Origin of the sequence: Lysinibacillus sp. PWR01 (assembly GCF_043359455.1) — a bacterium.
Taxonomy (GTDB): domain Bacteria; phylum Bacillota; class Bacilli; order Bacillales_A; family Planococcaceae; genus Lysinibacillus; species Lysinibacillus fusiformis_F.
The window spans coordinates 73,590-88,865 of sequence record NZ_JBHERJ010000080.1; the positions used below are offsets into that span (position 1 = coordinate 73,590).

Genomic DNA, 15,276 nt, shown 5'->3' on the forward strand with positions numbered 1-15,276 from the left:
ATCATGATGTAGCTGCCCTAGTGTTATGTTGTTACCTTTAATACCGTTTTAATTTTTTGAATGACGCCGCCAGAGCTATATGTCAATACACTACGTTTATAGAACGATAAACTAAATAGGTATACGACAATAATCGTTGCGACTAAAATTCCTAATGAAAGTAACGGTACAATGCCACCGATATCTGTAGCGCCAATACGCATTGGCATGATCATACCAGAAGTTAGTGGGATATAAGAGAATATTTTAATAATAATTGTATCTGGATTACTCATTCCTGAAATCATAACATAAAAACCGATCATTGTAATAATAATGGCAGGCATTAATACTTGACCAGCTTCCTCTACTTTCGATACTAAAGAGCCAAATAATGCGCCAATAATTAGATACAGGATGATTGTTAGCAATAGGAATACGATTGCGTAAATGACATAGCCAACAGACAATTCCTTGACAATACTAGCCGCCGCATCCCAAACCATTCCACCTTTAATAAACCTCGCATAGATAAGGAACACTACAGCAATAATGCCCATCTGTGTTAAAGCGAGCAATAAAACGCCTGCAATTTTTGCTTTAAAATGTGTCGTTGGTTTGACACTTACTAAAAGCATTTCCATTGCTCGTGAGCCTTTTTCAGAGGCAATTTCAGTTGTAATCATCGATAGGAATGTAGAAATAAAGAAATAGATTAAAATCCCAACCGCATAGGAAACAACTAGCCCTGATTGCTTTTCTTCCTCACTTTTTCCACCCGCTGATTCCTCATTTAAGTTTTTCGTTGAAATCGTTGTTTGAGCCGCCATGATTTGTGCTGCTTGCTCAGGCGATAACGATAGTTGCTGTACAGCATAATGCTGACCTGCATACTGTAATAAGGATGACAATGTAGATTGATCATTCAATTTTAGTGGTGTGAACGTAGCAATTTCCGCATGTAACTGACCATTTTGATCGTTAATCGTCACAATAGCATCGAGCTTGCCGTCCTTCACTCTTTTTTCGAGGGCCGAAACATCTTGTTCATCCTGAATAAAGGCCATGTCTCCATTCGAGACAAAAATACCACTTAAATCGGCAGAGGTTTCATTGATAATCGCGATTTGCTGTGCTTCATCATCGCCTGTGAATAGCTCCTTAATTTCTGACCAGAAGACAGCCACAGACATGACAAGGACATATAAACATGTCATTAAAATAAAGGATTTTGATTTAATTTTAGCTTTGTATAATTGCTTCATTAATAAACTAAACTTCGACAACATGGCCACCTACCTTATCTTTAAAGATTTCATCTAACGATAAATAATCTAAGCTGAATTTTTCAATATACTTCCCATTGGACAGTTGCTCAAAAATACTTTGGGCAAAGCTTTCGTCTGCTAATGTAAGCACCGTTTGCTCCTTCTCTACGCGCACATCCTTAACACCCTCTAGTGCCAATAACTGTGTCGTCGACCAATCCGTACGAACAGCAAGCTTTGTTTTACCATATTGTTTCTTTAAATCTAGTAAGCTTCCAGAAAATAAAGAAATACCTCGTTTTAATAAGCACAAATGATCACAAAGCTCCTCGACATTGTCCATTTGGTGACTGGAGAACAAAATGGTCGTGCCCTGCTCTTTCAATAGTAAAATAGCATCCTTTAGTAAATCTTTATTGACTGGATCTAGCCCACTGAATGGTTCATCTAAAATTAAAAACGCTGGTTTATGGATGAAGCTTGCAATCAGCTGTACCTTTTGCTGATTCCCCTTTGACAGTGTTTCTGCCTTATCCTTGCGCTTTTCTTCTAATTCAAATCGTTGAATCCAAAAATCAATTTCCTTTTTCAGCTCTGCTCGTTTCATGCCACGTAGCTCGCCAAAAAAGTAAAGCTGCTCCTCCACCTTCATCGTCGGGAAAATACCACGCTCCTCAGGTAAATAACCAAGGACATCTCGGTTAATGGCATTGACTGGCTGGCCATCCCAAGTAATCGTCCCCGCCGTTGTCTCCTGTAAATCTAAAATCATTCGGAATGTCGTCGTTTTCCCTGCACCGTTTTGACCAATTAGACCAAAAATTTCACCCTTTTCAATGATAAAATTTAAATCATCCACAGCTGTAAAATCCTTGTACTTCTTTGTAACATGCTGTAACTGTAACGTCATGTTGTCATCCTCCTTATCCTTCAAATATATGTAAGTCTTGTTTCAAGCCTTTTTTACGATTTTCATTTTTTACTATAGGAATGAATAGCAGTAAGGCTACGATCAAATTCATGCACCCTACACTCGTGTTTATAGGTCCTACAGCAGATTCTCGTAAACCTAGCGATAGATTATAAATACCCATGATTAAATTTAACAGTAACACTGTGATAAAAATGCGATTCATTGATTTGATATAGTTAATTTTCGAGGAAGCATCAGTAAATATCTCAAAAGGGCCCTCTGATTTTGGTTTTCGATAATAGGCCCATCCACCGAACTTGGACACACATTCGATATTCATAGCGTCTAGAAACTCAAAATAATCCTTCGATTTTCTATTAACAAATTCATTTCGATAAATATATTGTCCTGGTGTGCCTTGTTCAAAAACAAAGTAACCTACGACTGTTTTTTTCAGATTCCACCCCCGATCTGCCATGTCATTGACCCATCGTTCTTCCTTTTCGAAATCCATAAAAAAACGATACACTCTTTTTTTCATTTGCATCACCCCAACTATAAAGTTACGCTTCCTTTTTCATTATTTTCTGATTTCCCGGAAAATAATAGACGCTTCGTTAATCCGAAAATACATTTAATTCTCTCTTTAATCGATTACGTATACGCATAAGCTTATAGAATGGGAGGGCGAATAATACAACAACCACAAGATTCAGCGTATTTAACGCGAAACCAACCCAGTCTGTTGTTTGCTCCGAAAAATCACCAATTAAACCGATGAGACCAATGAACAAATTAAGAAGAATAAGAGAAAGCAAGATCATCATCTTTTTTGACAGGTTACCAATCTTCGTTTTTTTATCTGTATACAGCTCAAATGGACCTGCCTGTGCTGCTTTTCTAAAAAACACAAAATTGCCAGAGCGATCTACTTGCTCAATGCCAGAGGATTTGAGAAATTCGAGATAATCCTCTTCATAGTGCGTACCGAACCGCTCTAATTCATCATGGCGATAAATATAGCTATTTGGTTCTCCACGTTCAAACGTAAAGCGAATCCATGTGAATTTTTTCAAATGCCAGCCCTGACAAGCCATGTCATTGACCCACTTCTCTATTGCATAGGGATTAATCATCAATCGATATTTATGCATATTATTCAACTCCTCTCGTTATACGGATACCATTGTCAAAAAGTTCCCTTAATCTCAAAATTTCATATTCAACCATTGTTTTTCCAGTTTCGGTAATCATATATTCTTTCTTTCTGCCATCCTCATCGAGCGCCTCTATCCAGCCTCGTTCCAGCAATGTTTTAATTGCGCCATATATGGTACCTGCCCCTAAACGCACTCGCCCATTGCTCATTTCCTCCACCAATTGCATAATGCCATAGCCATGCCTCGCCTCATATAATGCTAATAAAATATAATAAACGCCTTCTGTTAATGGCGGATGCTCCTGTGTCATTCAAATCCTCCTCTATATCGCCTATCAATATATCGTCAGTCGATACATTTAAAATATATCAGCAGTCGATATAATTGTCAACGCTCATTTGTGATGTTGCAGTTCATCGTACACTATGCTAAGATGTAAGTAATTACTTGCATGGAAGGAAGTATATTTTTGACAACGAAAGGAACTGCACAACGAATTATCGAAGCTGCTCTACAATTGATTAGTGAAAAAGGCTATACAGCTGCAACTACCAAAACCATTGCAGAATTAGCAGGTGTCAATGAGGTCACTCTTTTCCGTCATTTTGGCAACAAACGCGGTTTATTAAAAGCCATCATTGAGCAATTTTCTTATTATCCTCTTCTACAGCAGGAGATCAATCAAAATGTAACGTGGGAATTAGAAAAGGATTTATTAAATTTCTCATTGAAGCATTTTCATTTTTTAATGTCAATTAAAGATTTTGTCATGATTGGCTTTAAGGAATCTATTCAGTTTCCTGAAATTAGTGAGGAAATCGCCAATCTCCCACTCCTCATCAAAAAGGAGCTTATTCACTACTTTCAAGAGATGCATCAGCAAGGAAAAATAAGAGAAGTTGATTTTGAAGCAGCAGCTTTATCGCTGATTGCTTTGAACTTTGGTCATTTTATGTCACGTGCTCAACTTGGAACAATCGTGTCTGACTTACCAACTGAAGAACTTTTACAAACTAGTGTTGCTATTTTTTCTAGGGGACTCGTTTCCTAGAAAAAATTTTTCTAATCAATGCAAGTAAGTACTTACTTAATTAGGAGGAATAAAATATGACAGGTTTACAAGCATTATTGCGAGTTCGTGAAACCTATATCGGCATTGTTGCAACCATTGCCTTTCAATTAATCTTCTTTACGATTTGGATGACTGCCTATGATGGTGTCAATGAAAGAGCGGAACAGTTAAGCATTGGCCTTGTTGTGGAAGATACCGCGATGGGGCAACAGGTAGCACAGAACATCAAAGGCTCCATCCCCTTTTCAATGGAGGACTATTCATCAATGAAGGAAGCAGAGAGTGCATTAAACGAACGTCAAATTAATATGATTATGCAAATTCCCACTGATTTTACAAATCAAATACAAGCGGGGAAAGAGGCAGAAATTGTTTATGCGATTAATCAAGCCAATGCAAGTGTAGCGAAAAATATGATGGAGGGTGTAGCAAAGCAATTAACAGAAGAGATCAATCAAACCCTTTATCCAATGCAACAAAATCAAGCAGTTGAGGCCTTTGCTCAACAATTTGCTCAGCTTCCCTTCGAGCAACAAACTGCCCAACAAATTACCACTTCTGTCAAAACGACTGTAATGAATGTCAAAGACCATGCCGTCGACGGAACCATTGTTAAAACCAATGATGTGAAAGGATTTGCCGCAAACTTTGTGCCACTTATGGTCATCATCTCCTCCTTTGTGGGCGCGATGGTCATGATTATGCAACACCAGCAAGCAGCACAGCTCGTTCAAGAAAGCCTATCAAAATGGCAATTATTCCTCGCACGACAGCTACTCAATGTGGGCGTAGCCTTTATATTGCCATTGCTAACAATTGGGCTGATGCACCTTTTTGATATCGCTAGCCAGGAAAGCCTGCTGTCGATATATTTCTTTCAAGCTGTGATGTATCTCGCTTTCCTTAGCTTGGCCCAAGTATTTGTCATCGCCTTTGGGAATTTAGGGATGGTATTTAATATTTGTGCCCTCTCACTCCAATTAGTAACATCAGGCGTCCTTGTACCAAAAACCATGCTATCTGAAGGTTACAAGCAAGTCGCTGCTATGCTACCAGCCACTTACGGAGCAGATGGCTACTACACGATTATCTTTGGTGGTAGTACCGATAATCTCCTGCAAAACAGTAGCTCCTTAGGCATCATCATCTTCGTAACACTAGCCATTGCTACGTTGATCGTCACATTCAAGCCTGCCCCCGTTCGATAAATTTGATAGAAAAGAGAAGGTCTACAAGTTGATGTAGACCTTCTCTTTGGATGGGTTATCCGCTACTTTTTCAGTTTTATCCTTCAATTTGCACGGGCTATCCTCTACTTTCTCTGTTCTATCCTTCAATTTGCGCGGGCTATCCGCTACTTTCTCTGTTCTATCCTTCAATTTGCGCGGGCTATCCGCTACTTCTTACTCTATCCTTCACTTCAAGCGGGCTATCCGCTACTTTTCCTGTTCTATCCTTCAATTCTGGCGTCCTAACCACTACTTCTTACTCTATCCTTCACTTCAAGCGGGCTATCCGCTACTTTTCCTGTTCTATCCTTCACTTCAAACGTTCTATCCGCTACTTTTCCTGTTCTATCCTTCAAATCGAGCGTTCTATCCACCGCTTCTTACCCTACCCTTCACTTCAATCGTGCTATCCCCCACTTCTCACATTCTTCAAAATAGCTGCTAGCTGCTGATTTAACATGGTCACACTATCGCTGAAATCGCCACGATACCATTGGATGATGAGACCGATGATGGCGTTTGCTTGATAGGCGCTATAATAGTCAATCGAAATATGATCCTCCATTTGATGTATGCGATGTGTGGTAATATCTCGTTTTAGCAAGGAATAAATGCCATCAAAGAGCATGTAATAGTAGGTCAGCGGAACATTTTTAGAAAAGACAATACGGTAAAACATTTTAAAGCGTTCAATATGATGAAAAATACGGATTGTATTGGGATCTAATTGATTGGTGTCCAGGGTGGTGACGGCACGATAGGGTTCTTCATAGGATTGATATAAATCCTCCATAATCTCCTGAAAGTATTCTTCAAAGAGCCCCTCTTTTTGCTCGTAGTGTAAATAGAACGTGCCCCGATTGACCTTTGCTTCTCTACAAATTTCTGCAATGGATATTTGCTCCAAAGGTTTTTGGCTAAGCAAGGTCAATAAGGCATCGTGGAGAGCTTGTTTCGTTTTAATAATTCGTAAATCCGTTGTACGCAATTTTTTCAGCTCCTTATTAAACAGTTTGTCCAAAAGTGTTGATTACTCAACACTTCCCGTTTTTTTGCATATTGAAATCGCTTTCAACTTTATTATATGATTTTAATGAACAGATGTTCAATAACTAATAAAATTACCATGAGGAGGTCTTTGAGATGAGATTAGAAGGTAAAGTAGCCATTGTGACAGGTGCAGCTTCAGGTATGGGGAAAGCTATTGCAGAAGGCTATGCAAAAGAAGGCGCTAAGGTTGTCGTTTCAGACTTAAATTTAGAGGGTGCTCAAGCGGTTGTGGATGGTATTCAAGCGGCTGGAGGGACAGCATTTGCCATTCAAACAAATGTCGCATCAACAGAAGACTTACAACGTTTATTTGATGAAGCGAAAACGAATTATGGTCAATTAGATATTTTAGTCAACAATGCGGGTATTATGGATGGTATGGAGCCGGTTGGAGAAATTTCTGATGAACGATGGGAAAAAGTATTTGCAGTGAATACAACAGCCGTTATGCGTTCTATGCGTATGGCAACAGAAATTTTCCTTGCACAAGGACACGGTGTCTTTGTCAATAATATTTCTGCTGGTGGCTTATATGGAGCACGTGCAGGAGCGGCTTATACAGCTTCCAAACATGCAGTTGTTGGTTTAACAAAAAATACTGCGTTTATGTATGCGGATAAAAATATTCGCTGTAATGGTATTGCGCCAGGAGCAGTGATGACCAATATCGCCTCTTCTATGACAAATATGAGTCAAACGGGTGCTGCACGCCAAGCACTTGGTCTATCCATTAATCCGCGTGCTGGTCAGCCAGAAGAAATCGCTCAATTAGCTATTTTCCTAGGCTCAGACGAAGCAAGCTTTGTGAATGGACAAGTGATTGCCGTGGATGGTGGCTGGACAGCTTACTAATCCATTAAAAAACACGCACAGAGACATTTTCTGTGCGTGTTTATTCATTAGATAACTTTTCGAGAAGGCATCAGGCTTCCAATTACCGCACCAATTAGTGCAGGTAATATCCATCCTAAGCCGACATCATAAAAAGGCAGCATTGTGGAATAGTACTTCTCTACAGCGTCTAAAACACCTAACTTCGCGCCTGGCACACTTTCAACCAAGGCTTTATAGCCATCAATTAGGCTAATGAAAAATGTAAAAATCATCGCAATGGCATACACTGTTTGCTTATTCCTAAAGAAGGATGAAGTTAGAGCAAGCAAAATTAAGACGATTGCTAATGGATATAAGAACATTAAAACAGGGATCGCAAATTGGATGATATTGTTTAAGCCAAAGTTTGCAATCATAAAGGATACTGCACACAATAGGAACACAAACCATTTATAGCTGATTTTTGGAAATACTTCGTGGAAAAATTCACTACAAGACGTAATTAAACCGATACTTGTCTTTAAACAAGCCAGTACGATGATGACCGCTAATAAAATAGCTCCAAATGAGCCGAAATAATGATCGGCCACCGCGGCAAAGATTAAACCACCATTATCAAAAGTACCAACAGCATTAATACTAGAAGCGCCCATATACGTAATGAGACCATAAATAAGCGTCATTAAAGCCATCGCAAAAATACCTGATGTCCATGTAGCCTTGGCAATTTCCTTGCGATCAGTAATCCCTGCACTTTTAATGGCGTGAATGACAACAATCCCGAAGGCCAGTGATGCTAGGGCGTCCATCGTATTATAGCCCTCTTTAAAACCTGTCATAAAGGCTGCATCCCTATAATCACCGATAGGCTGCTGGAAATCGCCCATTGGCTTCATGATGCTTGTAATAATTAAAATAAATAATACAACTAAAAAGGCAGGCGTTAAATATTTGCCGATATAATCCATTATTTTCGCTGGATTTAAAGAGAAATAGTAGACAATCGCGAAAAATACAAAGCTAAATACAGCTAGTAGTAGTGTTGCATGCTGTGCTTGAATATATGGCTCAAAGCCTACTACAAAAGGTACAGTTGCTGTACGTGGGATAGCAAAGAATGGACCGATTGTTAAGTACAATGCCAATGAAAAGATGATGCCAAATAGAGGATGAACACGATTGGCTAGATCTCGTAAACCATTACTACCTGATAAGCCAATCGCCAAAATTCCGAGGAATGGTAAGCCGATAGCAGTCACTAAAAATCCGATTAATCCAAACCAAAAATTAGTCCCGGCAAATTGACCCATTTGAATAGGAAAAATGAGGTTCCCTGCTCCAAAATACAGTCCAAATAACATTGTTCCAATGACTGCGTAAGTTGAAAAAGGTATTTTTTGTTGCATAATTGATGTGCTCCTTAGAAGTTTTAAACTATAGCAAATTATTTTAATCGAATGATTTTTCACTACAATTTCATCATGTTATCAAGCATTTATTATAATTACAATAGTTTTTTCGTTTATCCAGAGAGATTCAACAAAAAAAGAGCTGCCTACTGACAGCCCCCTCCTTAGTTTGCAACTGACCATTCAATATGATCTAAAAATTTGTAAACATCTTCATACACTTTATCGCGTTCTTTATCTAATGTAATAATGTGACCAGAATTTTCATACCAAATGATTTCTTTGTCATCTGTTTCTACCGTATTTAAAATAAAAGGTGCACTTTCTTGGTAGAGGTCATCATCTAATGAACCTTGTAACACAAGTGTTGGTGCTTTGATTGTTGATAATTCTTCGCGCGTTTCCGTTGTTAAACGTGTTACGCCATCCAATGAATCTTTTGGTGAAATACGTAATTCATGTAATTCTGAAATAATTTGATCTTTTGATTTATTTTCAAAGTGTTTATATAAACGAGCATAGTGGTACAGACGTGTGAATAAGCCTTTTGAATTATCACGTGTAATCGGTGCACACATCGCTACACATGCTTTTACTGGGAATGTCTCTGCCACTTTTAATGAAAAGACGCCACCAAGTGAAATCCCAACTACAGCGATTTCTTCATAGCCTTTCTCTTGTAGGAAGTTATATCCTTCTACTACATCGTTCCACCAGTCTTCTGGTTTTGTTTCTAATAATGCTTCTGGTTCTACACCATGCCCACTATAGATAGGTGCATGCACAGTATAACCGCGTTGAGATAAAAATTCTCCTAGCTTTTTCACATCTTTTGTGCTACCTGTGAATCCATGCAGTAATAGTACGGCTTTATTGCCTCCCTCGATTGTTAGAGGTTGTGGCTTTGTTAACTTCATTTTATGATATCCCCTTCACGGAAATTGATAATTGTGTATTTTATGTGTCTATCTTATCACCCTTTATTCATAATGTACAATTTATAGTTTTTATCAAATCAATGTGTATTGTGCATGAATGATGTCAACTTAACGGCTGTACTATCACACTTTCAGCTACTTAACTTTTCCATTCTGCTAAATAATTGCAACGTCCTTTTAAAATTTTTTTGCTCCCTATACTTCCCGTCTGTTTCCCGTTATAATGCAGATAACTTAAAAATAACGAGAAAAGAGGTGAAAAAATGGAGTGGCAACAATTAGAATATTTTGTAACCGTTGCAAAGTTAGAGCATATGACACGGGCTGCCGAAGCATTAGCGATTTCACAGCCAGCACTTAGTCGTTCAATTTCAAAGCTGGAGGAAGAATTAGGTGTACCGCTTTTCGACAGACAAGGGCGCTCGATTATGCTAAACCGATATGGAGAACTGTTTTTATATCGTGTACAGCGAATGCGTAAAGAATATGAAAAGGCTGTTTTAGAATTACAAGAGCTGAATAATCCAGAGCTTGGAGAAGTATCACTCGGTTTTTTACATACACTTGGAACGAGTATTGTACCGGACTTGATTCGCGCTTTCCGTCAAAAACACCCCCATATCCGTTTTCATTTCACACAAAACTACTCCCATTCACAGCTAAAACAATTGCTGGCGGGTGAGTTAGACCTGTGCCTACTAGCTGCGATTGATACAGAGCCGCCAGTTTGCTGGAAGGAATTATGGCGAGATGAGCTCTTTATAATGGTCCCGATTGACCATCCACTTGCCGATCGTAAAAGCATCAAAATGAAAGAATTGGAGCATGAAAGTTTTGTCTTAATGAAAAAGGGCTATGCACTTCGCCGCTCTGCTGATCGCTTATTAAATGCTGCGGGCATAAAGCCTAAAATTTCTTATGAAGGTGACGAAGTATCGACCATCGCTGGATTTGTTGGTGCGGGGCTTGGCGTTTCCTTGCTACCAGATGATGAGGATTTAAACCCGAAAAAAATCGTTAAAATCCATGTTGAGGATATGGTATGTGAACGCATTATTGGCATGGCTTGGATAGAAAATCGTTATTTACCACCATCTGCACGTCAGTTTAAACAATTTGTTTTCGATTTTTATGACAATAAATAGAAAGAGCGAGTAACAACATCATCTAGATGTCCATGTTACTCGCTTTATTTTCTAAAAGGCACTGTTTCACCATACTAGGGAGGTAATAATTTGAATTTATTACTTAATACATTAGGTTTCTTTGTATTTTTATTTACCTTGATCGTATTGTTCATTTTTGTTATCAAATTAATGATTTTCTTTTTTAAACAGAAAAACTTCCCTAAAAAAACACTAACAGCACTATTGACAGGTTTAGTCCTGTTTTTGGGAATATTTATATATATCCAATATTTTTTTACGTTCAGTACTTTAGATAAAAAAAATACGCAAAAGGTGCCCGAATCTGTGTCATCTCCTACAGGAAAATATACAGCGCACGCTTATTATGAACCATATGGTGGTGCAGGTCCAAGTGGTGGTGTTCATGTATGGATAGAAATTTTAAATCATAAAGCTCACACAAACAAAATCGTCTATTATGCAGAGGCAAAAAGTCAATTCTCGATGAAATGGCTAGACGAAGAAAAATTATCCATTGTTAATAAAGAGCCTAATTATACCAACTCAAATAGAAGTATAGTATTAAGTATTGATAAAGAGATTTATCATGAAAATGGCTTGGCTTGTCAAAGTTTGTTGATGGAAGCTGAATATGAAAAGTGCTATCAACATGAAAACGGTTAAATTAATAGCCGTACACCCCAACTTGAACCAACAGCATCATCATTTGGAACAATAAAAAATCAGGCTTTGTTCGCCTGATTTTTTACTGTTCATTCATTTAAATGTATTAAAGTAATTTAACCTGATAGGAAAAAATATCCGATGTATCGCCTTTCATTGCAAATACGCCTTGTTCAACGAGCGTTAGCAAGCGATACTCTACAAAGTCATTTCCTACATAATGGACAAATGTTTCAAATGTCTGTGCCAAAATATGCGTGGGCATTAGCCACTCTTCATTGTGCTGTATATGCAAATTTTTTGCACTGGCGATAATGTAGGCATCCATTGCATCTTCCTCTACATGATGCAATCGTTCATTTTTCCACAGGCGTAGTGTACCTGGCTGTTCTATGATGTGCGCCCATTCCTTAGCGAGTTGCTGACATTCTTGCACAGAGAATCGTTTGGCACTAGGGCGTAGCTTCATTAGCATTTCTGAGGAAAGTTCTCCTGTATGGCGAATGTCCATATTGGGTTGAATACTCTTCATTGCCTCTGTTGCATCAATGCCATACACCATACTGCATTTATGAATTAACTCACTCATTACATAGCGCAGTCCAATTTGTTCATGTGTGTTGTGACTATACCAAATCCACACATCCACATCGCAGGGTAAATTGGCGATTTTCTTCTTCCAGTTTTCATACATATCATCGTACAATTGCTGGTCATCTTCATCCAAAATATGCGTGGCTAACCAAGTTTTACGTTCGTCAAAGTTTTGAAGAGGTCCAATCGAGAGATCGTCATGGACACTTAGAACTGATTCATTTCGCTGCAAACGATGTTGACGAATTGCAAGTTTCATAGAACCCTGTGTTGCTAAGCTAAAGGTAATATGTAAAATAGCCATGTCCATTCCTCCCTACTGTTTGCTGATAGCAATTTGTATTCCAATAAATGTAAATAAGATACCTTGAACCGTATTCAATCGCTTAGCAATCGCAGGTTTCCCAATAATGACTTGTCTAACTTTCCCTGCAAATATACTAAACAATGAAAATAATACAAGTGCTTGTATTAAAAATACAATACCCAAAATAAGCATTTGAAACGCCACATGTCCTTGCGATGGATTGACAAACTGTGGTAACAGCGCTAGGAAAAATAACGATACTTTAGGATTTAAAATATTCATTAATATTCCTTTTTTATATAATTTAATATAAGCTTGCGTATTTTGCTGTTGCAACGTAAAAGGGTCTCCCTTAGCACGAAAAGATTGCCAAGCTAAATATAATAAATACGCTGCTCCTGCAAATTTAACGATTGAAAAAATAATAGTCGATTGATAAATAATCGCAGAAATACCGAGTACTGCCGCACTAATATGAACAAGTAGGCCCGTGCATAATCCAAGTGATGTCGCAATACCCGCTTTTTTATCCTGTGTAATACTTTGGGCAAGCACAAATAAATTATCGGGCCCTGGCATAATGGTTAAAATAATCGCAGCCCCTAAAAACGCAAATAACGTTGAGATTTCCAAAACTTTCCCTTCCTTCAACTTCTTTTAAAAAACTATTTACATTATACTACATGACGTTGTTCACACTAGATGTAAGTTTATGACTTTATCCAAAACTTTTTTTGAATTTTCGTTTCACAAATTATGCTCGTTCAAGCGATACTTTTCTCCCCTAATCCATTATAATAGTAGAAACTCATGATAAAATAGATAACTTCCATAAGAGGTGATTGATAATGGCAGTAAGTGATATTGTTTCGCAATATGAGGATGAGCATGGACAGGTGTACTATAAAATGAAATCCCATGACATTGAGGTGAAGGCCACCCAGAACGCTGGTTTAGCCCCTGTCATCACGTATTGGATGGCTGACAAAGAGATTACGGATTCCATTCGAAATTTACGCTTCAGTCCACGTGCCCCATCTAGCTATATTCAAGATTATGAAGAATTTCAAGCAATGCTTTATGCGAAAGAGCAACGAGCCATTAACCAGCTTTATGAACAAATGAGCATCAAACCAAAAAATATGTCCTCTGGGAAACAAGTCATTTGGAGCTTCTTTGTCATTGTGTTGGCTATGCTTCCCCTTTTCATCGCGATTTGGTGGTTTAAATAATCGTATAGGTTGCCTCTTCATCATTTTAGGACATCCCTTTCTTAATTTATCAAAACTTTCAAGTAATTTATCCATTCAGCTTGACAGACTACTAGAAGTAGTGCATCCTTTAGTCAATAGATGAGAAAACGAACGAAGATCAGTAGTTAGCCACTGCTTGAGAAGAGAGCGATGCCCATCGGCTGCAAGGCATTGTACAAGAAAGACTGATGAAACCTACTTCGTGAATCGTCCTAGCCAAACTAGGCGCAGTCTCTAGCGTTATGAGAAAAGTGGAATGTCGCATGATATTCAATGTAGGTGGTACCACGGAAGGCAAGTCTTTTCGTCCTAATTTTTAGGATGAGAAGGCTTTTTTTGATTCAGTAATGATGGAGGTAGTGAAATGGAGAGAAAAAGGATCGTTGTTAAAATTGGCAGTAGCTCTTTAACGAACGCAAAAGGTGAAATCGATAAAGTCCGCTTAATGGACCATGTACAGGCAATCGCTGAATTGAAGAAACTGGGACATGAAGTTTTACTTGTCTCGTCAGGTGCCGTAGCGGCGGGCTTTAAACAACTTGGCTACCCTGCTCGTCCTGTGACGGTGAAAGGAAAGCAGGCAGCTGCTGCTGTAGGGCAGAGCCTACTCATTCAAACGTATAGTGCTTTATTTAGTATTTACGATATCATGCCTGCCCAGATTTTACTGACACGCACGGATTTTTCTAAAAAAGAATGCTATAAAAATGCCTATGCCACTTTCGAGGAATTATTAGAACGATCAATGCTACCGATTATTAATGAAAATGATACTGTGTCTATTAGTGAGTTAACCTTTGGAGATAATGATATGCTGTCCGCACTCGTAAGTGGGCTTGTCCATGCAGATCAGCTCATCATTTTAACTGATATCAATGGCCTTTATAATGCCAATCCCAATAAAAATCCAGAGGCAGAGCGCATTGATCGGTTAACAGCCATTACGGATGAGCTGTTAAGCTTTGCAGATGGTACAGGGTCAAAAGTTGGCACGGGTGGCATGGCCTCTAAGCTATTGGCAGCACGAACAGCGCTCCGTGCAGGAGTGAAGGTATTTATTGGAACAGGTCATGGTGCACAGAAGCTCGTCGATATTTTAACAGGACATGGTGATGGCACGTATGTGGAGCATGATGAGCTTGCCGTGTTAACAAATCATAAACAGTGGATTGCACTTACGGAAGTTTCTGGTAAAATTTTTATAGATAGTGGCGCTGAACAAGCTTTAATGGACAATGGCAAAAGCCTATTACCTGCTGGCGTCTATCGTGTTGAGGGTGATTTTGTCAATGGTGATGTTGTAGAAGTTTATAGTGAGAAGGACTTATTAGGACGTGGCGAAGTGCTGTACTCCTCCCAAGAGCTTATCTCTGCCATGGGAAAACGGACAGATACATTGTCGAAATGCCCTATTGAGGTGATTCACCGAGATAAGTGGCTGAAAATTCAAACAAATTAA

General features: G+C 38.7%; 17 protein-coding genes. 7 read left to right on the forward strand and 10 right to left on the reverse strand.

All coding sequences use genetic code 11. From position 1 onward, the window contains the following. Positions 1-23 precede the first annotated feature (23 nt). The 5 genes from ACEVFT_RS17920 to ACEVFT_RS17940 form a co-directional block, all read right to left on the reverse strand. Positions 24-1,268: an ABC transporter permease gene (locus ACEVFT_RS17920; RefSeq protein WP_393950911.1), complete on the reverse strand. Its 1,245-nt coding sequence runs from the start codon at positions 1,266-1,268 to the stop codon at positions 24-26. Further along, positions 1,252-2,157 carry an ABC transporter ATP-binding protein gene (locus ACEVFT_RS17925; protein ID WP_393950912.1) on the reverse strand — a complete coding sequence of 302 codons (906 nt, stop codon included), beginning with the start codon at positions 2,155-2,157 and terminating at the stop codon, positions 1,252-1,254. Before ACEVFT_RS17925 ends, ACEVFT_RS17920 begins: the two co-directional genes overlap by 17 nt. A 13-nt stretch (positions 2,158-2,170) precedes the next feature. Then, positions 2,171-2,701 (reverse strand): DUF2812 domain-containing protein, encoded by a 531-nt coding sequence (locus tag ACEVFT_RS17930; protein WP_205442655.1) that lies wholly within the window; start codon positions 2,699-2,701, stop codon positions 2,171-2,173. 76 nt (positions 2,702-2,777) lie between these two features. After that, the gene (locus tag ACEVFT_RS17935; RefSeq protein WP_393950913.1) at positions 2,778-3,314 is read right to left on the reverse strand and encodes a DUF2812 domain-containing protein; all 537 of its coding nucleotides are present in this window, start codon (positions 3,312-3,314) and stop codon (positions 2,778-2,780) included. 1 nt (position 3,315) lies between these two features. Next, the gene (locus ACEVFT_RS17940) at positions 3,316-3,630 is read right to left on the reverse strand and encodes a PadR family transcriptional regulator (protein ID WP_205442652.1); all 315 of its coding nucleotides are present in this window, start codon (positions 3,628-3,630) and stop codon (positions 3,316-3,318) included. Between the two features lie 141 nt (positions 3,631-3,771). Here ACEVFT_RS17940 and ACEVFT_RS17945 point away from each other — a divergent pair, with 141 nt between their 5' ends. Together ACEVFT_RS17945 and ACEVFT_RS17950 are read left to right on the forward strand one after the other, a co-directional pair. Further along, a complete protein-coding gene (locus ACEVFT_RS17945) occupies positions 3,772-4,371 on the forward strand; it encodes a TetR/AcrR family transcriptional regulator (protein ID WP_205442651.1) in 600 nt (199 codons plus the stop codon). Positions 4,372-4,427: 56 nt separating this feature from the next. Then, positions 4,428-5,600 carry a YhgE/Pip domain-containing protein gene (locus ACEVFT_RS17950; RefSeq protein ID WP_393950914.1) on the forward strand — a complete coding sequence of 391 codons (1,173 nt, stop codon included), beginning with the start codon at positions 4,428-4,430 and terminating at the stop codon, positions 5,598-5,600. Positions 5,601-6,027: 427 nt separating this feature from the next. On the opposite strand, the gene ACEVFT_RS17955 is transcribed toward ACEVFT_RS17950, so the two are convergent. Further along, a complete protein-coding gene (locus ACEVFT_RS17955) occupies positions 6,028-6,609 on the reverse strand; it encodes a TetR/AcrR family transcriptional regulator (RefSeq protein ID WP_342443190.1) in 582 nt (193 codons plus the stop codon). A gap of 155 nt (positions 6,610-6,764) precedes the next feature. On the opposite strand from ACEVFT_RS17955, the gene ACEVFT_RS17960 reads away from it, so the two are divergent. After that, positions 6,765-7,523, forward strand: coding sequence for an SDR family oxidoreductase (locus ACEVFT_RS17960; RefSeq protein ID WP_393950915.1), 759 nt, complete (start codon positions 6,765-6,767; stop codon positions 7,521-7,523). Between the two features lie 47 nt (positions 7,524-7,570). On the opposite strand, the gene brnQ is transcribed toward ACEVFT_RS17960, so the two are convergent. Together brnQ and ACEVFT_RS17970 are read right to left on the reverse strand one after the other, a co-directional pair. Further along, the gene (gene brnQ / locus ACEVFT_RS17965) at positions 7,571-8,911 is read right to left on the reverse strand and encodes a branched-chain amino acid transport system II carrier protein (RefSeq protein ID WP_393950916.1); all 1,341 of its coding nucleotides are present in this window, start codon (positions 8,909-8,911) and stop codon (positions 7,571-7,573) included. 167 nt (positions 8,912-9,078) lie between these two features. Further along, positions 9,079-9,831 (reverse strand): alpha/beta hydrolase, encoded by a 753-nt coding sequence (locus ACEVFT_RS17970; protein WP_004229542.1) that lies wholly within the window; start codon positions 9,829-9,831, stop codon positions 9,079-9,081. Positions 9,832-10,115: 284 nt separating this feature from the next. Here ACEVFT_RS17970 and ACEVFT_RS17975 point away from each other — a divergent pair, with 284 nt between their 5' ends. Next, positions 10,116-10,997 carry a LysR family transcriptional regulator gene (locus tag ACEVFT_RS17975; RefSeq protein WP_205442642.1) on the forward strand — a complete coding sequence of 294 codons (882 nt, stop codon included), beginning with the start codon at positions 10,116-10,118 and terminating at the stop codon, positions 10,995-10,997. A gap of 90 nt (positions 10,998-11,087) precedes the next feature. After that, the gene (locus tag ACEVFT_RS17980) at positions 11,088-11,663 is read left to right on the forward strand and encodes a DUF5412 family protein (protein ID WP_393950917.1); all 576 of its coding nucleotides are present in this window, start codon (positions 11,088-11,090) and stop codon (positions 11,661-11,663) included. A gap of 106 nt (positions 11,664-11,769) precedes the next feature. Here ACEVFT_RS17980 and ACEVFT_RS17985 read toward each other — a convergent pair whose 3' ends face one another. Continuing rightward, complete coding sequence (locus tag ACEVFT_RS17985) at positions 11,770-12,561, reverse strand: DUF1835 domain-containing protein (protein ID WP_205442640.1); 792 nt, start codon at positions 12,559-12,561, stop codon at positions 11,770-11,772. 12 nt (positions 12,562-12,573) lie between these two features. Beyond that, positions 12,574-13,197, reverse strand: coding sequence for a LysE family translocator (locus tag ACEVFT_RS17990; protein WP_205442639.1), 624 nt, complete (start codon positions 13,195-13,197; stop codon positions 12,574-12,576). A 215-nt stretch (positions 13,198-13,412) separates the two neighbouring features. Here ACEVFT_RS17990 and ACEVFT_RS17995 point away from each other — a divergent pair, with 215 nt between their 5' ends. Continuing rightward, complete coding sequence (locus ACEVFT_RS17995; RefSeq protein WP_205442637.1) at positions 13,413-13,796, forward strand: sodium:proton antiporter; 384 nt, start codon at positions 13,413-13,415, stop codon at positions 13,794-13,796. 385 nt (positions 13,797-14,181) lie between these two features. Then, positions 14,182-15,276 (forward strand): glutamate 5-kinase, encoded by a 1,095-nt coding sequence (gene proB, locus ACEVFT_RS18000; protein WP_205442636.1) that lies wholly within the window; start codon positions 14,182-14,184, stop codon positions 15,274-15,276.